Source organism: Streptomyces zinciresistens K42 (assembly GCF_000225525.1).
Classification (GTDB): domain Bacteria; phylum Actinomycetota; class Actinomycetes; order Streptomycetales; family Streptomycetaceae; genus Streptomyces; species Streptomyces zinciresistens.
Genome location: NZ_AGBF01000007.1, coordinates 99107 through 116734, shown reverse-complemented (window position 1 = coordinate 116734; position 17628 = coordinate 99107). Strand labels below are relative to the sequence as shown.

22 protein-coding genes and 1 tRNA gene are annotated in these 17628 nt (G+C 69.8%); 7 read left to right on the top strand and 16 right to left on the bottom strand.

Annotation, left to right across the window (positions count from 1 at the left end; genetic code table 11):
- The first annotated feature begins 226 nt into the window (after positions 1-226).
- From SZN_RS04835 to SZN_RS04825, 3 genes are all read left to right on the top strand, one after another.
- Positions 227-1471, top strand: coding sequence for a DUF4132 domain-containing protein (locus SZN_RS04835; protein WP_007491936.1), 1245 nt, complete (start codon positions 227-229; stop codon positions 1469-1471).
- Positions 1472-1758: 287 nt separating this feature from the next.
- On the top strand, positions 1759-2358 hold the full coding sequence (locus SZN_RS41870) for a hypothetical protein (protein ID WP_007491927.1): 600 nt from the start codon (positions 1759-1761) through the stop codon (positions 2356-2358).
- Between the two features lie 132 nt (positions 2359-2490).
- On the top strand, positions 2491-3711 hold the full coding sequence (locus SZN_RS04825; RefSeq protein WP_007491926.1) for a Shedu immune nuclease family protein: 1221 nt from the start codon (positions 2491-2493) through the stop codon (positions 3709-3711).
- A gap of 169 nt (positions 3712-3880) precedes the next feature.
- Here SZN_RS04825 and SZN_RS43335 read toward each other — a convergent pair whose 3' ends face one another.
- From SZN_RS43335 to SZN_RS04760, 14 genes are all read right to left on the bottom strand, one after another.
- Complete coding sequence (locus SZN_RS43335; RefSeq protein WP_007491925.1) at positions 3881-4042, bottom strand: hypothetical protein; 162 nt, start codon at positions 4040-4042, stop codon at positions 3881-3883.
- Positions 4043-4165: 123 nt separating this feature from the next.
- The gene (locus SZN_RS04820; protein ID WP_007491924.1) at positions 4166-4483 is read right to left on the bottom strand and encodes a hypothetical protein; all 318 of its coding nucleotides are present in this window, start codon (positions 4481-4483) and stop codon (positions 4166-4168) included.
- Between the two features lie 117 nt (positions 4484-4600).
- A complete protein-coding gene (locus SZN_RS04815; protein WP_043728168.1) occupies positions 4601-5104 on the bottom strand; it encodes a hypothetical protein in 504 nt (167 codons plus the stop codon).
- A 198-nt stretch (positions 5105-5302) separates the two neighbouring features.
- Positions 5303-5980 (bottom strand): hypothetical protein, encoded by a 678-nt coding sequence (locus SZN_RS04810; protein ID WP_007491922.1) that lies wholly within the window; start codon positions 5978-5980, stop codon positions 5303-5305.
- A gap of 140 nt (positions 5981-6120) precedes the next feature.
- Positions 6121-7002, bottom strand: coding sequence for a hypothetical protein (locus SZN_RS04805; protein WP_007491921.1), 882 nt, complete (start codon positions 7000-7002; stop codon positions 6121-6123).
- A 514-nt stretch (positions 7003-7516) separates the two neighbouring features.
- Positions 7517-7906 (bottom strand): hypothetical protein, encoded by a 390-nt coding sequence (locus tag SZN_RS04800; RefSeq protein WP_043728295.1) that lies wholly within the window; start codon positions 7904-7906, stop codon positions 7517-7519.
- 71 nt (positions 7907-7977) lie between these two features.
- Entirely contained in the window at positions 7978-8232 is a 255-nt protein-coding gene (locus tag SZN_RS40830) for a hypothetical protein (RefSeq protein ID WP_139063526.1), read from the bottom strand.
- Between the two features lie 245 nt (positions 8233-8477).
- Complete coding sequence (locus SZN_RS04790) at positions 8478-8822, bottom strand: hypothetical protein (RefSeq protein WP_043728288.1); 345 nt, start codon at positions 8820-8822, stop codon at positions 8478-8480.
- Positions 8823-8857: 35 nt separating this feature from the next.
- Entirely contained in the window at positions 8858-9850 is a 993-nt protein-coding gene (locus SZN_RS41250) for a hypothetical protein (RefSeq protein ID WP_167546283.1), read from the bottom strand.
- A 192-nt stretch (positions 9851-10042) separates the two neighbouring features.
- A complete protein-coding gene (locus SZN_RS04780) occupies positions 10043-10264 on the bottom strand; it encodes a hypothetical protein (protein ID WP_007491912.1) in 222 nt (73 codons plus the stop codon).
- 104 nt (positions 10265-10368) lie between these two features.
- Positions 10369-10926 (bottom strand): hypothetical protein, encoded by a 558-nt coding sequence (locus SZN_RS04775; RefSeq protein WP_007491911.1) that lies wholly within the window; start codon positions 10924-10926, stop codon positions 10369-10371.
- A 92-nt stretch (positions 10927-11018) separates the two neighbouring features.
- Positions 11019-11288, bottom strand: coding sequence for a hypothetical protein (locus SZN_RS04770; RefSeq protein ID WP_139063525.1), 270 nt, complete (start codon positions 11286-11288; stop codon positions 11019-11021).
- On the bottom strand, positions 11285-11545 hold the full coding sequence (locus SZN_RS04765; RefSeq protein WP_007491907.1) for a hypothetical protein: 261 nt from the start codon (positions 11543-11545) through the stop codon (positions 11285-11287). Before SZN_RS04765 ends, SZN_RS04770 begins: the two co-directional genes overlap by 4 nt.
- Positions 11546-11592: 47 nt before the next feature.
- Positions 11593-11665: transfer RNA gene (locus SZN_RS04760), tRNA-Ala, on the bottom strand.
- Between the two features lie 358 nt (positions 11666-12023).
- Here SZN_RS04760 and SZN_RS04755 point away from each other — a divergent pair.
- The 4 genes from SZN_RS04755 (at position 12024) to SZN_RS04745 (ending at position 14617) form a co-directional block, all read left to right on the top strand.
- Positions 12024-13082 (top strand): DUF932 domain-containing protein, encoded by a 1059-nt coding sequence (locus SZN_RS04755; RefSeq protein WP_007491905.1) that lies wholly within the window; start codon positions 12024-12026, stop codon positions 13080-13082.
- A 139-nt stretch (positions 13083-13221) separates the two neighbouring features.
- Positions 13222-13788 (top strand): C2H2-type zinc finger protein, encoded by a 567-nt coding sequence (locus tag SZN_RS04750; protein ID WP_007491903.1) that lies wholly within the window; start codon positions 13222-13224, stop codon positions 13786-13788.
- A gap of 141 nt (positions 13789-13929) precedes the next feature.
- Positions 13930-14100, top strand: a complete 171-nt coding sequence (locus SZN_RS41245; RefSeq protein ID WP_007491901.1) for a hypothetical protein — start codon at positions 13930-13932, stop codon at positions 14098-14100.
- A gap of 40 nt (positions 14101-14140) precedes the next feature.
- Entirely contained in the window at positions 14141-14617 is a 477-nt protein-coding gene (locus SZN_RS04745; RefSeq protein ID WP_007491898.1) for a hypothetical protein, read from the top strand.
- 112 nt (positions 14618-14729) lie between these two features.
- On the opposite strand, the gene SZN_RS04740 is transcribed toward SZN_RS04745, so the two are convergent.
- Entirely contained in the window at positions 14730-16310 is a 1581-nt protein-coding gene (locus tag SZN_RS04740; RefSeq protein ID WP_007491896.1) for a hypothetical protein, read from the bottom strand.
- Positions 16303-17259 (bottom strand): hypothetical protein, encoded by a 957-nt coding sequence (locus tag SZN_RS04735; RefSeq protein WP_007491895.1) that lies wholly within the window; start codon positions 17257-17259, stop codon positions 16303-16305. Before SZN_RS04735 ends, SZN_RS04740 begins: the two co-directional genes overlap by 8 nt.
- Positions 17260-17628: the final 369 nt, after the last annotated feature.

Below are 17628 nucleotides of genomic sequence, written 5' to 3'. Positions count from 1 at the left end.
TCGGTCTCTTCCATCTGGGCGGGGTCGTGGACAGCGATGTGTACGGGGACGAGTCCGTTCGGACCCGAGGTGTGCACGGCCATGGCCGAACCGTAGCGGCCCGGTGTGACAACGCCGTCAGGAGGACACGGCCATGGTTCACGAGCGCCGCTCAACGCACCCGCCAGCAAGCGGCGTTGGCCACCGACACTCCGGGCCTGTCAGTGCTGCCTGCCAAGATCACGGTATGGCTGAACGTGTGGATGATCTGCTGGAACGCGGCAACGGTTGGGCGGAGCGGATCAGGGATCGGGTGACCCATCTGCCGCCGGAGCTGACCGAGTTGGTACTCCACCTCGGGCAGGCCGGAACCTTCTGGGACTGGCACTACAAGGTCGACGCCACCTGGAAGCGGCAGACGAAGGCGTTGCTGAAGACGGACGGCGCCCGGGAGCTGGTGACGGAGGCGATACGGGCCCTGGCGGCCGACGGATCGCTGCACGACTGCACCGACCCCAACGTCACCAGGCAGGACCTGTGGGCCAAGTCCGACCGAACCCCCACCCGTGACCTGGCCAACGGCTTCGCCCTGGCCGCCGGATACCTGGCCCGCGGGGCGTCACCGGCCGAGCTCGAGGATCTGGTCGCCGACCTGCTGACGGTGGCACGCAAGAACGCCTTCGTCCTCGACGGCTACTACAAGCGCGACGACGACCTCTCCGGAGCCGTCTTCACCGCACTCGCCGACCTGTCGGCCATGGAAGCCCTCTGGACACTGCACCGCGAAGTCCAGCCCGGCGCCCACTCCCACCGGCACCTGGCCAAGATGGTCAAGAAGACCGCCACCCGCATCGGCGTCCCGCCCCACCAGCTCCAGGAACGGACGGTCCTCACCCACGGCGTCGACGCGGACGGCACCCTGCGGCTGGGATGGATCGGCCGCGGAGCCGTCTGGCTCAACATCCCCTACGAAGCCCTCATCACCATCTCCGACACCGGCCGCGTCACGGTCGACTGGACCGACGTCGACGATGGAGGAACCGTCACCCGCACCACCACGCCCTTCCGCTCACCCACCGGCTTTAAGACCAAGTACCTGTCGCACAACGTCGACGTGACCCGACGGCTGGCCCGCGCGATCGAAGACACCCTGAGCGCCGAGCGCCGGCGCCTGTACGCCCTGCGGGAGGAGAACCGCCTGTGGCCGTACGCCGAGTGGGCCCGCTACTACCGCGACCACCCCCTCACCGGCATCGTCGCCCGCGCCCTGATCTGGGAGTACGAGACCGGCCCAGGCAGCTGGACCGCTGGGCTTCCCCACCCGGCCGGCTGCCTCACGCTCGACGGCCGCACCCACGCCCTCACCGGGACCACCTGCGTACGGCTGTGGAACCCCACGAGGGCAAAACCCGCTCAGGTAGCGGAGGTTCGCGGCTTCCTCGCCGCACGCGAAGTCCACCAACCCTACGACCAGACCAGCCACGCCACCTGACACCAGCCCACCATCGGACGCGAACAACACGCCGTCGAACGTCTGACGGCGCATAGCTGTGACCTGCGGATTTGATCAAAACGCGGGCGCTGCCGCGAAAAATGGCTACGCTGGCCGCGTTGTGCGGGCTGTGACCCATCTGAAGGAGCCGCCCGACCGCTGCCGCCGCTGAACCCTTGCGGCCCGGCTCCCCCCTTTCCCCACCACGACCCCTTACACAGGGCCTCGCTGCCGTCGGCACGGGGCCCTTTTGCATGCCCGAAAACCGCCGAACCGGAGGCAACCCCGTGGCCGAGCCGCGCTTCACCGACCCCGAACTCACCGCGATCTGGAACTTCCTGCGCACCAGCCCGACCCCCGTTCCTTCTCCCGCGGACCTCGCCCGAGGCACGCGTCGACGCACGCCCGACGCCCAGGCCATCGCCGCCCGCGAAGGCCTCGACCTCGGACCGGAACTGCGACGCGTCCTGCGCCGACGCCCCCAGCAGACGAAGACGGAGCCGCGGCCTGCCTCGCCGACGGAAACGGCGCCCGGCAACACCCCGCAGCAGCGAGGCTCCGCCGCCTCCCGCGCCGTGGAACGCTCCCGCGTGATGCGGCTCATCGCCCAGCTCGCGCCCGGGCTTCGCCACCACCAGCTCCGCGAGCGCACGACCGCCTGGGACGCGCTCAAGCTGACAGCCCCGGAGCTGGAGACCTGGATGAGGGCCCTGGGCGTGGACGGCGCCGCGGCCGCACGGGCGTGCCGGGCCCTCGGCATCGGGCCCGCCGCCCTCGATGTCGTCCTGGACGGCCGGCAGGTTCGCCGCCGGCTGCGCGAGGGCACGACGGTCACCGCCCTGCTGGCCCTGGCCGCCGAGCGCGGCATCGACCTGCGCCGGCGATGACCTGAGGCGAGCCGACCCGGCAGCGCGTGCCGGCCAAACCGGCACGCGGCTAAGGGCACTTCGCGACACACTTCACCCAGGCAGGCCGTCTGCGATCGGGGCAGGGCGGACCGACAGAAGGGACGGGCGCCGGTGGCCGAGACGGACTGGAAGAAGGTGGCGGCACACCTTCGGGAGCTCAGCGGCGAGTTCACCCCGGCACAGCGGGACCTCGCCGACGCCCTGGGCGTGGCGCTCGCGCCCGGCACGCCGATGCCGGTCGCGGCCGCACTTCTTCGCGCTCACCTCACCGGACCGCTGCTCCTGAAGAGGGCGCAGCCGATCGACGAGGAGGAGTACGGCTACCTCGAACTCGTCGCAGGTGAGGCCGCCATCGAGGTCCCGCCGCAGGACTTGATCGACCACCGGGACATCCTGGAGGCGTGGCTCGAAGTGGCCTGGGCGCACCGGTCGGTGATCCATCTCGAGCGGCTGTCACCCGAGCCGGGCGATATTGCGATCACTCCCGGGGAGCGAGGCTCTGAACAGGTCCAGCACGACATCATCGCCTCGATCAGCAACAGCGGCCGCCTCAACTTCCGCGGGGGCCGGGGCCGCGGGGCGCGGCCGCACCGCGTCACGAGCCTGGTCAAACAGGACGCGCCCCACCATGCCGACCTCGTACGCAAGGCGCGCGAGGAGGCGCTTGCCCGCGATCCCCGCCCGGGGCGGGTGACCAGCCGGGAACTCGCCCTGCTGCGGCCCTGGCAGGTCACTCGCGGGCCCTCGCTGGCAGAACGGGAGGCCTTGCGCGAGACCTTGGAGACGGCGACGGCCGAACGCGATCTCCAGGAGGTCCTGCAGCGTCATCCCGCCCTGCTCGGACATGTCCTCACGGGCAACCACGGCACCTGGGTGAGACCGGAAGTGGGGTTCGGCAACCACTACCGGGCCGATTTCCTCATTGCCGGCCGCACCTCCGCGGGCCTGCAGTGGGTGCTCGTGGAGCTGGAGAGCCCGAACGCGAGGCTGACCAACCGGGGCAGCGGACGCGAGTCTCCCACTCTCCGTCACGCCGTCGATCAGATTCGCGACTGGCGGGAGTGGCTATCGACCAACCTCCTCCAGGCGCGCACTCCACGGGTAGACAACGGACTGAGCCTGCCGGGCATCACCGCCGACGCCCGCGGGCTGATCATCATCGGGCGGGAGGACGACACCGAGGACTCCGCACAGGTGCGGCGCCGCCTGTTCACCGACAGCAGGATCGAGGTACGCACCTTCGACTGGCTGCTCCGAGCGGCCGAGCAAGCCGATTCCCGCCTACTCGGCCTGCTCGACCTCGAGTCGGGCGACGACACGGAAGACTGGTGACCCCACCGTCCGTACCCCGAGCCGCGCGCTCCCGGCGCGGGTCCGTCTGCGGGGGTCAGGCGGCCAGGCGCCTTCCGCGGCGCACGGCGGCCCGGTCAGCGGGCATCGTTCGGGGGACGCCAGGCCAGGCAACGGAGGCGCTGAGCATTTGAACATCCTGCCCGGTGGCTTAGGTGATGGTGGCCGACCAGCCCTTACGCGAGAACGTGACCGCCCCGTCGGGGGTGATGGTCACCGTGGCGCCCCGGACGGGGAGGTCGCCGTCTACTGCGAGCCACGTGCGGATGCGCTCAAGTTCGTCCCACAGCCGCCGCGGCCCGCCCTGATGCACGGTTGGCGATTCCCGGCGTCCCGCAGCTGTGGCGCGGGCCCAGGACCCGTCCGCATGGAGCATGTAGACGGTGCGAACCCCGTCGTCAGTCTTGTGCTGACGGTGGTCGATCAGAGCTGTCCGTTATTGCTCCCCATCGTTGCGCCGCGCCCAGTGGGCGACCAGCAGCACGACGATGATCAGGCCAGCCACGGCCCCGACGCCGAAGCCGAGCAGGCCGCCCTCCACAGGCCCAGCCAGGTCCGTATCGAGATCGCCGTCCACGAACGCCCCGTAAGAGGCCGGGCCCTCGGCCGCGATTAGGCCGAGGAGGAGTATCGGCAGGCCGGCGGTGGGGTTGCCGTGGCGGTGGCCGGATATTGCCGAGATCAGCACAGCAAGCGCCGTGGCTATGGCGAGTACGACGGCGGCGTAGTACGGGCCACCGATGGACAAGTCCATGTGTCTCCCCCCTGATCACGAGTTCCGAGTTGGCCAGCTTATTCGCCGACATGCCAGAGGTTCAGAGCCGGGAAGACGTCCTGAGGCGGCCGACCGGCCGGTGTGCCCGGCCGATGCTCACGGGGACGGTTCGAGCGGGACCTCGGTCCAGTCGCCGCCCGGCTCACTGCGGTGCAGCACCCGCCCCCTGAACGGCACGAAATGCGCATAGGCCGCAGCGAGTTCATTCTGCTGCTTGATGCCCTCCAGGGCCTGCTCACGGCTCTCGTAGGCGGCGGAGTAGGCGCCACCGTCCCAGTCGCCTCCCGGGTGCAGGGCCCAAAGCAGGTGCCTCTCCCTGCGCTCCTTCTCCTCGCGCATGTGCGCGGTCCACAGCTGGTCGACCTGCTCCCAGCCGATCTGTTCCTGCCAGGACTCCAGCGCCTGCTCGTGGTCGCGAACCAGCTGCTTCAGCGGGCGCGGGTCGTCGTCCTCGGCGATGGCCTTCAACGCCTTGCCCTCGAAGCTCGGGGGGTAGTTCTCGGCGGCGTACTCGTAGCCCTCGCTCGCGATCTTCCAGGTGAAGCCGAGGAGTTCCATCCAGTCGTAGTGGCTGAATCCGTCAGGCAAAGGCAAGGTCATGCGGCGGGTTTCTCCTGTTCACGTTGCCGGACCGGATGAGACGCGCAAGCGCTAACGTCTCTTAAGACTATACACCGAGAGGTGCGCAAATGGAAGCCTTAAGAGGCAACTTGGAGTGGGTCGACAGAGAAGGCGTGTCGAGTTGGGGCGTCACCCGCCTGGAAGGGCAGACACGGCGGTGCAGTTGGTGGTCCCTGTTCAGTCCGACGTGGTTGCACCGTCGGCCGTCTGCTGTGCGGGGATGGCCGTACGGGCCTGGGCGAGTCCGCGTGTGACTCCAGCGCGCCAGATAGCGCCGGTGGTGGTGATCTGGTCGGAGAGGCGGGCGTACTCAGCGAGTGGGCCGCCAAGCCGTCTGCGGCCCTCCTCGTCGAGCTCGTAGCGAGGCGGAGTGATGCCGGGGTTGCGGTCGCGCCAGGCGTGCAGCAGTTCGATGGCCGGCGCGGATGTCCACCAGCAGGCTGCGACGGCAAGGGCGACGAGGTCGCCGTCGAGACGGGCGGAGAGGCGGTCGGGGTATCCGGCGAGGCCCCGGTCGCGTGAGCCGGGCCACCGGCCCTGTTCCCAGGCCTCCTCGGGCGCCGGGTCCCATTCATGGTCCCAGCCTCGGGCAGCGAGTTCCTCTCGGACGCCGTACTCGACGAGGACGTCGACAGTGTCGAGCAGTTCACCGGCAAGACGCAGGCGTTGGACCTCGGTCCGCCACTGCGCGCGGCGAGTTTTGGCCTCTGTGCCGCGCAGTCCGAGCGTGCTCCAGCGCGGGTCGGCCGACCGCCGGGCGCGAAGCTTCTTGTGCCCCTCTGTGACGTCCTTGACCTGCTGGGGAATCTTGTCGTCGACCGCGATCCAGATCGAGTGCACCGCGCCGCGAGGCATTTCCACCGCCGGAAACATCGTGTATTGCAAGGCTCGACGCAGCCTAGCGGCCCGGAGCCCCAATGCACCGCCACGTCCATGAGGAGATGACGAGCAGCGACCCGCGCGGTCGTACTACATCCAGACCGCCGGCGTGCGCCTCAGCCGTTCCTGACGTCCTCCTCCGTGGCGGTGAACCGCTGCCAGGCGTAGCCGGAGGAAGCCCTTTCCCATGCCGCGGCGCGTGCGACCAGTTCCGGGGCGAGATGGGCCACTTCGCGCTCCGGCACCGTCCCGTAGGCGAGCAGCCGTCCGTCGCTCGTGCACACGTCGAGGTGCCAGTCCTCGCCGAGGCGGAATGCCACGACCCGTGCCTGGTCGGTCGGCTCGTAGGCGTAGAAGCTCTTGCGGTCGAACCAGTGCGGCCCGGCGAAGGCGGGCCCCTCACCCTGGCGCGGCTGGCGCGGGTGCCGGTCGGCGACGTCGAAGAGGTCGGACAGATTGCCGTCAGGGGCGAGGGCCTCGTCGACCAGCCGGATCACCTCGCTCGCCGGGACGCCGTCACGCTCGCGCAGCACGCCGAGCACGCTTCGGGCGTTGTGCACGAGGCTGCGGTTGGCGTCCGGCCGCCACTGCTGCTCGCGGGGGTGGTCGGCGAGCAGGCTGATGGCGTGCCGGGTGCGCCGCGCGATCTCCTTGAGCAGGGCCACTCGGTCCCGTCCGGGGCGTTCCGGGAGGACCTCCACCGCGGCCAGGACGGCGACCATTGCCTGTGCGCGGCGTTCAAGGGCCTGCGCGACGACCAGGTCGGCGCGGCCGGCCAGCTCGGCCGCCACGGTGCGGCGTACGGAGTCGTCGTGTCGGCGCAGGGAGGTGAGCAGGCCCATGTACCGGTCGCGGGTGGTGATCTGCTCGCGCTGGACGGCGTCGTAGGCGCGATTCAGCACGTCGAGGTCGGACAGGTCATCGAGCGGCTCGCCGATCGCGGCGTATTCCGCGCGGATCGCGGCGACGCGGTCGGCGGCGGTACGGGTGGTGGTCATCTCTCCTCGTCGGGGGCTGTGCAGGGCTGGGCCGCGTCCGGGCTGGAGTCTCCGGTCGGACGCGGGTCCTTCCGCGGTGCTACTTGTGCGCATGGTGGGAGCAGATCGCCGATGACGTCTCTTAAAACTCTACATCGACGACTCACGTGAATGCAAGTCTTAAGAGTCAACTAGTTGACTTCCGGTCGCTTACCCAGCCACCTGACGAGGCACCATCAGTGGACTTTGGGAGGAACTGGCGCAAGTCGTCGAAGACGCTGACGGAGCCGGGGAACTACACGAGAGAGGCCTGCGGCGATTCCGAGGGCTACACCCAGCTGTAGGCGTTGCTCGCCAGCACGGGCGGCACCGCGGCGCCCAGATCGGATACCTGCTCGGCTACCACCCCGACGAGGCATTCGCCCCCGCCGCGTTCACGGCCGCAGCGGCCATCACCGGAATGCGGAAAGCTCCGGAATGGCCGCTGCCGCCTCGCCCCTTGTCAGCAACTCCGGGAGGCCGAAGTCGGTCGCGGTCAGGTGCGGGGCCGCGCCGCGTCGGGGTCGTCAAGCTGGTCGTCGCGGCACAGGCTGGCGTGTTCCTGGTGGACGTAGCCGCGGGGGTCGGCGTCCCACCGTGCGGCGGCGGCCGGGACGGTCCCCTGCCCGGTGTGGTGTTCGCGATCCCAGTCGAGGAGGTGACGGGCCGCGAGATCGGCGTCGACTTCGCTGGTGATGGCGAAGCCGGTTGCCCGTTGGAGAGAGTCGGCCCGGTCCGCGAGGGCGGCCCGGCGGACGAGGTACTGGCGCTGCAACTGGGCATCGATGGCGCCGTTGTGGATGGCTTGACCCGTCAGTTTGTTGCTGAGCTGTTCGACGACGTTGGTCTCGTGGAGCAGAGCACGCCAGTATTCACTGCTGGTCATCATGGCCTTCCGGTGTCACTGGGAGCCGGAGCTGCGTGTAGCGGCTGGCTCTACGGCTCCGGGTGCGACGGTTACGCGACAGCGTGGTCGGGGTGGTCAGGGTGACCGTCCCAGTCGGCGGCGACTTCGCGCATCTGCTGAATGAGCCGATCGGCCTGGTCGTCATCACCTCGTGCGACAGCGTGGGCATGGTTCTGCATCAGTGAGTGGGCGGCACGCCAGTCGGCATGGTAGGCGTCGCGGCCCTCGGGATACTGCGCGTGCATCCGCTCGTCGAGCCGGTCGTCGATGAACGCCCACCACCGGGCTCCAGTCTGCAAACTCACCAGGGGGTGCTCCACTTCATCAACCGCGCCAGCCACGGGGCACGAGCCGGCAGGCCTCCGGGTCACTGTAGCGAGGACGGCGCTCCTCCGAGCCGGGAGACAGTCCTCCCGATAGTCCCTGTGGGCCAGAGCGGTTTCGCAGGATACGAGGTAGCGCTCGCCGCCGCGGAGCGTGGACATGGGTTCCGTTCCGGTAGTGAGGGTGTGCCCGGCGTCTCAGATCGGTCAGGTCGGGCCGAGCCCTGCTACATCTGAAGGTGCGCGTCGCACACCCAGGACTGGACCCAGCCCTCGGTCACGCGGTCGACCAGGACGTCGTGGCTGTTGGTGCCGGGCTCGCACGCCATGCAGTCGACGCGCTCGCTGCGCAGCAGCTGGCGCGGGGTGAGACGGGTGGTCGCGGGCAGGGTCCACCGCTCGGAGCGGACGGTCTCGGTGTCGTACGGGTGGTAGCTGACGGGGATGCGGGTCATGCCCGGGAGGTCGTGGTGATCGGTTCCGGTCACGGTGACCGTGGTGCCGCCGACGGAGAGGATGTCGCCCTCCCGCAGTTCGCGGGCCTCGACGGCGGTGACGACGGAGCCGGTCATGATGATGACTCCCTGGGGCAGGTCAGCAAGGCGCATCAGGCGTGTCCGTTCTCGGTGAGGGGCAGGTCGCATCCGGCGTCCGCTTCGGCCACGTCGGCCCAGATGACGGTCTCGTGGTTGTGGCCAGGTGCGCACGGCGGGGGTTCCTCGCCGGGTTCCAGGTCGAAGTACGGTTCGGTCTCTCCGGGGGAGGAGGGGCTCACCAGTGCTCGTCGGCAAAACGCACAGAACGGCAGGCAGATCTTGGGTGATGACGCGGAGGAGGCTTCCGCGGTGCGGCGGTCCTCGTCCAACTCGTGGTCAAGGTCGACGGTGAGCTGTGCTCCCTCCTCCGGACGCAGCAGTTCAGCGAGGGCACCGAGCGCGCTGGAGAGTACGGCGTCGTCCAGGTCGACGATTTCGTTCGGGTCTTCCTGACCGGCGGCGTAGAGCGCCACGTCGCGCTCGCTGTAGTCGGCGTGCCCCATGCACAGCTTCGCGTCGACAGCGTCGAACACGGCGGTCTCGTACTGGCGGCCGTCGCCCGGAGCCAGGAGGCGGACGCGGCGCGCGATCGCGCCTCTCAGTCGCGCTTCCTCTGCCTCGGCGGCGGTCTCGCGCAGCTCGGTGAGCATCGTCAGACCGACACTGTCAAGGAGCTGCCGCAACGCTCTCGTGCGCTCCTCCCGGCGCACCCGGTCCTCGGCTACGTGCGCGCAGCACTGCGAACGCCAGCATGCGCACCGGTGGCAGTCCTGACAGTCCTGAGCGCGGTCGCAGCCGCACTGGCAGGCGAACGCCCGGCAGCCGGCCCCGTGCTCTGGCTCCGACGTAGGCGCCTTCGGGATCGCGGACAGCGAGTGGGTGAGCTCGGTGCAAGCACCGTCGCCTTCCACGAAGGCGGCGGCCAGCGCCTGGCCGTCGCGGCGGAGCGCCTCGGCGAGTTCCGCGCAGGTCTGCCGCCGGACTACGAGGGCGAACGCCTCGACCTGTGAGCCGATGAGCAGCGGGACGGACTCCGGCGGCGAGGTGTGGTCAGGGAGGGGCAAGGTCTTCCTTTCGCGTGGGTGCCGGGTTGCGTGGTGTCGTGCGGGTCCGGGCAGCCGGCTGCCGAATGGCTGCTGAGCACCAGACACGTCGGGGGCACGCGAGAGGTGTCCTCTCAGCCACGGCCGGCAGCCGGGCGGGGGGTGGCGGTTCTGGGATTGGGCGACGGCGCCCGGTCGGGCGCCGCCGGGCGACTACTGCGCCTTCGCCTGCGCGCGGGCCCGGATGATGTCCGCCGCCTTGCGACCGATCTGGGCGTAGAGGGCCTCGACCATCTGGGCCTGACCCTCCGCGTCCAGAGTGAAGGCCGCCGAGAACGTCCCGGCGATCAGCCGCCGGGCCATGCCCTCCAGCACCTCGATCTGCCCGGCCTCGTCCGCCGGGTCGAAAACCGTCTCACCGGAGGTCTGCGTCATGGAGTGATCCCTTCCCAACAACCTTGCTGACTCTTAAGACTATACATACACATTCGCCGAGAGTCAAGTCTTAAGAGACGGTGGGGCCCCGCAGAGGTGGCGGGTCAGTGGGTCGGCTTGAGCACCAGCGCGGGCACGTGGGCCGGGATGGCGCCATCCTCCGCGTAGTCGATGGCTCCGCCGAAGGCCCAGCCGGAGGTGCCGCTGGCGGGGTCGGGCTGGTAGTAGCCGACCTCGACGCGGACGTCCGCGGGTGAGCCGATGCCCTGGCTCGGGTAGTCGGCGGCACGGATGGCGACGATCGCGTCGTCGGGCAGATCGATGTCGGTGACGGCCGCGCGCAGCTCGCTCAGGCGCAGGCCCTGGACGAGGACGGGGAAGGCGCCCCGCCATCCGGGCGCGCGACGGGCGTCGTGAACGGGCGCGCCTGCAGCGATAAGTGCATCGGCGACGTCGGCCCCCAAGGGCTCCAGGTCGCGCAGCGAGCAGGGATAAGCACCCTTGCTGTAGGTCCAATCAGTGCGAAGCATGCCGGCCTTCATCCCGAGAGTGTCTTCCTCCAGGCGCAACAGGTGATCCCTCGGAACCTGTGCGAGGCCGGGGTATCCGTCGACTTCGACGGCCCGGACGTCCACGGCCACGGTGGACCTGTCGTCGTGCATGAGCTGGCAATCTCCTTCGGTCAGCGAGCAGGCGAGGGCACATCAGGCGGGTTGCGTCGCAGGGCAGCCGACACCGGGTGGGGCGCGGGAGTTCACGCCGGCTCCCCGCCCTTCTCGAACAGCGTGATCGGGCAGCCGTCCTCAAGACTCAGGGACACCTCCGTCAGCAGTGCAGACTCACCGAGCAGGGCGAGCGGGGCGTTCACGTCGTATGCCTCGATCGCCTTGACCACGTCGAGCGCGCGGCGGTACGAGGAGGCCTTGACCCGTACGACGGCGGACAGTTCGACAGCGAAGGCGTACTCGGTCATCCCAGCGGCGTCCGCCGGGCGGACAGCAGCGTCGACGGCCTGGCAGCTCACCGGCCCGCCCCCTTCGGTGCGGCTTCGCTCAGCATCACTTCGATGGCCCTGAGCGCGTGATTGACGTAAGCGTGGGACGACGGACGGATCGGTGCCAGCCACTGGTCCGTATGGCCGTTGTGGTACTCGACCGTGGTGGTGCCGTGCGACTTCATCGTCACGACGACTTCATCCTTGGACAGTTCTGCGCCGATCAAGAGCAAGTAGTGCTCGACGTCAGCAAGGTGGTTCCTCTGGCGGCGGGTCAGACGGGGCACAGATTCCTCTCATAGAGACGGGTGAAGCAGGGCGCTACGTCCAGCAGTGGCGGCCCGAGGGGAGTTGAACCCCTTCCCTCCCCCGGCTTGGGGGTCGCTCTACCTACTGAGCTACGGGCCTGCCGGAGAGCGCGGATCGGCCGCTCCTCACTGTCCGGCGTCAGCGGGGTCGATCACCCCCGTCGACTCTTAAGACTATACACGTAAGCAGCTTGCACTGCAAGCCATAAGAGACGGCCACAGAGGCGAGCGAGTCACCCCCGGCGCTCAATACGACCGACCGCGCGACCAGGCCCAGGCTCTCACCGGACACCCCCCGCGAGCGCGCGAGGCAGTCGCGGGAGTCCCAAATTTCCGTCTCTTAAGACTTGCACGCCCAGCTTTCCGTGTGTAGAGTCTTAAGAGACAGCTCGGGGAGCCCCCCGAAATCTCTTGTGCAGAGGCTGCGATGGAGTCGCGGCCTGTCGAAAGGACTTGCGTGATCAGCACCGTCAGCACGACCGCCTCCCCCCGCTCGAACGCGTCGACGTCCGCCGCGTCGTACCTGGAGCCCGCCGACAAGCGCAACCTCGGCGGTGACTCCGGTGGCCCGCTCCTGGAGCTGCCGACCTGGAGCGCTGTGCGGGCCCACTACGGCCTGACGTGGGAGCCGGTGGCTGCGCCGGTCCTGGCCTCCGGCCCCGACGGGCTCCCGATCCTGGAGGGCATCGACGAGTCGGGCAACCCCGTCTACCAGACCGAGGGTGACCACAAGAAGATCGTGAGGGACGACTCCTGGGCGACCCTCGGCATCCCGCGCTCCGGGTACGAGGTCCTCGACCACGCGCTGCTCGGCCGGATCATCGCCCCGGTCATGGAGGCCCCCGGCGCGAAGGTCCGCATGCTCCGTGAACTCCGGGGCGGCCGTTCGGTGATGGGGCTGATCGAGTTGACCAGGGAGGCGCGGGGCTTCGCGGGCGACCCCTCGCCGTGGACCCTGACGGTCGGCTTCCAGGCCTCGCACGACGGCAAGGGGTCCCTGAAGGTGTGGGGCAGCGCGGAGCGCCTGTGGTGCACGAATCAGTGGAACGCCGCCATGAGGCGCTCCCGCGCGGCGGGCCACTTCTACACGATCAAGCACACCAAGAGCGCACTTGACCAGATCGAGCAGGCCCGGCACCTGGTGAGCGTGCTGCGCCGCGACTTCGACGGCTTCCTCAAGGACCGCGAGGCCCTCCACCGGATGCCCGTCACGCGGGCCCAGCGTGAGCAGTTCATCGAGCGCATGGTGCAGCTGCCCGAGCAGGCGGCGGAGATGAAGGAGGACGACTACCGCATCCGCCGCGTCCACGAGCGCCGGGACGTCCTGCGGGGCATCTTCGCCAGCTCCACCATGGCGGGCGTCGGTCTGACGGCGGGCGCGCTGGTGGAGGCGGCCGGGGAGCTGTCGGACTGGGGCGGACGCCAGACGGTGGACGGCCGGATCCGCCGGTCGCTGCTGGAGCAGAACACGTTCAAGATGCGCGCCATGCACGAGGCCCTCGCCCTCGCCGCGTGATCTCCCGTCCGGGGGCCCGCCCCCGGACTGTTCCCGGCCGGTCCGCCGCGACTCGGCGGACCGGCCGCCGCCCTGAACCCAACCCCCGATTCCGGCGCCCACAAGCCGCCTTGACCGAGAAAGAACCCACGACCTCCACATGACCGCAACGCACGTGAAGGGCGTCGCCGTCGTCGCCGACGAGCCTGCCCAGTCCCCGATCAGCCGCCCCGGTGTCAACGTGGTCTTCGACCAGATCCGGCATCTGTTGCTGGCCGACGAAAGCGAGTGGTACGGGTGCGTCCACTGCGACTACGTCTCGCAGAACCCGAACTCCATCCGGCCGCACCTCAAGGCGCACAAGCCCAAGCCCGCGCCGGAGGTGCGCAAGCCGCACAAGCCGTCGGGACCGGTCGGACGGACGGGCACGGCCCCGGCGAACCGCTCGGAGCCCGCCACCCGGCGCCGCCAGCCGAGCAAGCCGGCGCCGCCTCCGACCAGGGACCTGGGATCGCTGAATCTGGGGGAACTGGTTGAGCGCGCGCAGCTCACCGAACAGATGCGCGCCCAGCGGGACGCGGCCCGCCGCGAGGCCGCAGACGCCCAGGCCCTGGCGAACGACTGGAAGTCTCGGGCGGACGACTGGCGGCTGCGGTTCGAGGGCATGAAGGCGCGGATGGAGAAGGCGGAGGGCACGCTGTCCAGGATCCGCGCCATGGTGAAGTAGCGCCCGCAGCGGGGCCCGAGGAAGTACCCCAACCCAACCGCGTCTCTTAAGGCTTGCATTCACTCGACCTTGAACGTATAGTCTTAAGAGACATCAGGGGCTATGAATCGCCTCTCGACCAGGAGAGATCGGAGCCGCAGCATGCGTAAGCACAAGCCGCACAACACCTCGGGCAACCTGGCGCGCGTCGAGGCGGTGCAGAACCGCCGCCGGTCCGGCGCCAGCGGCACTCACGCTGCCGGTCCCCGCCGAGCCCGCGACCGCCGCGGCGGACAGCGCGCGGCCATCCGCTTCTCCGCCGACGCCGGCTGACCGGCCCTCCCGATCCGTCCCCGTTCGAAAGGTTCCCCGCGTGCGCGTCACCGTCTTCCACAACATGGCCCCCGGCTACCGCTCCGGGTACCGCCTTGAGCACCCGATGCTGCCCGTGTACGCCTACGACGCGCCCGACGGGCCGGTCGAAGACCAGCTGTGGCGGGCGGTCGCACTCTTCAACGGCGACCCGGAGTTCTTCGACGACAGCGGAGACCACGACCTCTGCGCCGACTACCGGAACAAGCACCATCGGTCCTTCTGCCCCGGCGACGGCTTCAGCGTCATCACCGAAGGCCCCACCCAGTTCTGGGTCAGCAACGGGCGCTCCCTCGATCCCCTCCCTGGCGGATTCCCGTCCCTCGCCGTCGACGGCGACCACGGGTCCGTGCCGATCGGGCAGCGGATCACGTACCAGGTCCCGGCCTTCAACCGCCAGGTCCGCGAAGGCCTCTTCGAGACCGGCGGCCCGAACGGCCAGACTGCGCAGAACGGGCCTTGCGGAAAACGTGGCTGAATACTCTGCGTGAGCATTCGCCCAAGCTTCTGCAAGGGTTGGGACCGCCACTGAGGGCGGTCCCAACAGGTTAGCGGATCGGGGCGGGGTGGTGGGGCCCGAGGCTGAGGTGTCAGCTCGGTAGTGATCGCCGGGGTTCGGAGTCGCTGTCGCTGAGGTCTGTGGCTTCCGCGTCGGCGTCGGAGTAGGTGGGGTCTTCTTGGTAGCGGGCGGCGCTGGTGGCGTTCTGGGCGAGGAGGAAGCCGAGGACGACGAGGCTCTGGGCTTCGGCGCCGAAGGCGATCATGCGGCGGTTCCAGAGGGAGCGGTCGAACTGGGAGAAGCCTGCTTCGGTGTCTTCGCGGCCTCCGTAGAGGGTTTGGTGGACGGCTGTGTTGTCGGGGATCTGGAGGAGGTGCTCGGCGCGGTGGAAGCCGGTTTCGGCGTCGCTCTGGCCTTCGTCGCGTTCTCCGGCGGTGGTGGTGACGCCGACGGGTTCTCGGTGTTCGTGGGGGCCGCGGGGGCAGATGATCGTGAGCAGGTGGTACCAGCGGTGGCTGTGGGCGCTGGCGCGTCGTTCGAGTCTGCGGACGGGCAGGGGCAGCAGGGTGCTGGTGCCGTCGTCGAGGAAGGCGCGTTCGTGGACGCGTCCGCCGCTGGACCACAGTTCGTGGCGGCAGCGGCCGTAGCTGACGGTGCGGATGTAGCGGGGCTTGGCTCCTTTGTGCTGTTTGTTGATCAGCAGGCGGCCGCGGCGGGCGATGACGTCACGGTGCATGCCGCGGAAGGCGCCGTCGTAGAGCACGCCCATGCAGCCTTCGGCTTCGTCGATGATGGCGCAGGCTAGGTCGAGGGCGACGGCGGCCTCGCCGCCCTCCTGGTCGTGGGGGACGTGGCGGTAGTTGAGGAAGACGCGTCGGAAGTAGCCGCGGTGCCGGGTGGAGAAGACCACGAACTTGGTGCCCAGGACCATCGCTTCTTCGCCCCCGCCCTCCTTCTCCCCGCCGCTCGTGCCGCTGTCCGCTTCGGCCGGCGCCGTGGGTTTGTCGTCCTCGTCGCGGTCGCCTCCGCCTTCCTTCTGCCAGGAGGAGGCGGGGTCGACGCGGTGGCGGCGGATCTCGCCGGTGGTTGGGTCGATGCTGTAGGGGGTGGTGGAGAGGGTCGGGGACTTGGCGACGGTGCCGTCTCCGGCGATCAGCTGGTGACGCTGAGGGCCGCTCCAGGAGCGTCGTGCGTCGGTGGGCAGCAGTCCTTGGCGCAGAGCCTGGGTGAGGGCGAGGTTGGCGAAGGCGTCGTTGAGTTCTTCCAGGCGGGGGACGAGGAGCTTGCGCTGGGCGTGCTGCCACTGGTGGCGGGAGGGCCCGGTCTTGGGCAGGCGTTTGGCCTCGTCCTTGCCGAGGTGGTGGGCGACGCCTTTGCGGATCTTCTTCCAGACGGTCTTGTCCTGCAGGTCGCCGGCGCAGTAGCGGGCGGAGCCGTGGATGCCGCGCAGGGCGAGGAAGAGGACGTAGACATAGGGCGGGTACTCGGGCGGGCGGCCGGGGCGGGGCCCGGACGTCGATTCGACGGTGGCGGCGAGGCGGTAGAGGTCCTCGAAGCGGGCGACGTCCTTGACCCGGCGGGAGGCGGTGCGCAGGTCGGCTTCGCAGGCCCGGCGGGCGGTCTTCTTGCGCTTGGCGCGCGGTACGCGGTCACCGAAGAGGTCGTCAGGCATCTCGGCTGTCTCCGTTCGGTGCGGCATCCGGGCCGGTGGTGTGCTGCCAGTCGTGGCCGATGAGGGCGGCGGCGCTGTCGAGGGAGCCCATGCCGAGGTGTCGGGCCGCGGCTTCGATGCGGCGGGTACGGGTGAAGGTCTCCCAGCCCGCGTAGGCCGTGATGGAGGCGGGGCGCACAGCCGGGTCGCCTCTGAGCCCGATGCGGTTGATCAGGTCGCGCAGGGCGACGCAGACCCGGGCCTGGATCTGCTCGTCGGTGCCGTTGCGGGACGACACCGCCAGCCGCAGCCGTCGGACGTCCTGGCCGGGCGGTGCGGTGGTCTGGACGTGGTAGGCACGGGCGGCCAGGACCTGGATGGCCCAGGCGTCCAGCGGGCACCAGCGGGGCCGGGTCTTGGTCGAGCCGTGCATCCACACCCGCACGCCGGTGAGGTCGAGGTCGGCGGGGGTGATGTGGCCGATCTCGCCGCTGAAGCCGCCCGCCAGCGCGAGGGCGGCCGCCGCGGCGTGGCGGGTGGGGCGGTCGGTGAACTCCGCCGCCAGGCGCAGTTCGACCGTCTCGGCCTCGTCCAGGGGCCGGGTCTCGCCGACGGTGCGCGTCGGCAGGTCGATGTCGCGGGCGGGGTCGCTGTCGGTCAGGCCGAGCCGGCGGGCGGTGGCGAAGCACATCCGCAGCACACTGCGGCGCAGGTGCCGGGTGGACAGGGAGGCCGGTGCGATGTGCCCGTGGCGGGTGCGGCCGTGCGCGTCGACGAACTGCGTGGCCAGGGCCCTATCGAGGTCGGTCAGCAGTGGGGCGCCGCGCACGGTGGCGAACGCCTCCAAGCGGTGAAGGAGTTGGCCGAACCGGCCGAAGGTCTGCTCGGACATCTCGCCGCGCGCGGCCAGGTCCTGCCAGGCAGTCAGAACCTGGCTGACGGCGGCTGTGAGCGTGACCTCACCGGCCATGACCGACACCCGCCATCGGCGCGGCCACCGGTCCGGGCCCGGACGGCGGCGGGACGGGCGGGTCTGGGATGCGGGGCATACTTCGACCTCCACACGAGCGGTGCGAACATGCACCACCGTGGGGAGGGTTGCGGGTGCCCGCAACGCGAGGGCGTCGAAGTGGTGAAAGGCTCGTCCGTTCGGTGTACGCCCTGACGTTCGCTCAGTGTGCTGGGCGCAGCGGGGTGTTGGGCATGGGTGCTGGTTCCCTTCGGGGGCTGGATGTCATGCTGGCCGGTGCGGGGTGGATGGCGAGGGGATCGAACCCTCCGCGTGCGGGTCCAGAAGCCATACGCGGACACCAGCCGCCACCCCCGGGTGTGCGCCGTC

What these genes read in the sequence shown, in the direction of transcription:
- SZN_RS04775 (WP_007491911.1), bottom strand. Translation starts at nt 10,926, where the DNA reads ATGCACGACGACAGGTCCACCGTGGCCGTGGACGTCCGGGCCGTCGAA.
- SZN_RS04805 (WP_007491921.1), bottom strand. Translation starts at nt 7,002, where the DNA reads ATGACCACCACCCGTACCGCCGCCGACCGCGTCGCCGCGATCCGCGCG.
- SZN_RS04835 (WP_007491936.1), top strand. Translation starts at nt 227, where the DNA reads ATGGCTGAACGTGTGGATGATCTGCTGGAACGCGGCAACGGTTGGGCG.
- SZN_RS04735 (WP_007491895.1), bottom strand. Translation starts at nt 17,259, where the DNA reads ATGGCCGGTGAGGTCACGCTCACAGCCGCCGTCAGCCAGGTTCTGACT.
- SZN_RS04740 (WP_007491896.1), bottom strand. Translation starts at nt 16,310, where the DNA reads ATGCCTGACGACCTCTTCGGTGACCGCGTACCGCGCGCCAAGCGCAAG.
- SZN_RS04750 (WP_007491903.1), top strand. Translation starts at nt 13,222, where the DNA reads ATGACCGCAACGCACGTGAAGGGCGTCGCCGTCGTCGCCGACGAGCCT.
- SZN_RS04820 (WP_007491924.1), bottom strand. Translation starts at nt 4,483, where the DNA reads ATGGACTTGTCCATCGGTGGCCCGTACTACGCCGCCGTCGTACTCGCC.
- SZN_RS04780 (WP_007491912.1), bottom strand. Translation starts at nt 10,264, where the DNA reads ATGACGCAGACCTCCGGTGAGACGGTTTTCGACCCGGCGGACGAGGCC.
- SZN_RS04815 (WP_043728168.1), bottom strand. Translation starts at nt 5,104, where the DNA reads ATGACCTTGCCTTTGCCTGACGGATTCAGCCACTACGACTGGATGGAA.
- SZN_RS41245 (WP_007491901.1), top strand. Translation starts at nt 13,930, where the DNA reads ATGCGTAAGCACAAGCCGCACAACACCTCGGGCAACCTGGCGCGCGTC.
- SZN_RS04810 (WP_007491922.1), bottom strand. Translation starts at nt 5,980, where the DNA reads ATGCCTCGCGGCGCGGTGCACTCGATCTGGATCGCGGTCGACGACAAG.
- SZN_RS04800 (WP_043728295.1), bottom strand. Translation starts at nt 7,906, where the DNA reads ATGACCAGCAGTGAATACTGGCGTGCTCTGCTCCACGAGACCAACGTC.
- SZN_RS04790 (WP_043728288.1), bottom strand. Translation starts at nt 8,822, where the DNA reads ATGACCGGCTCCGTCGTCACCGCCGTCGAGGCCCGCGAACTGCGGGAG.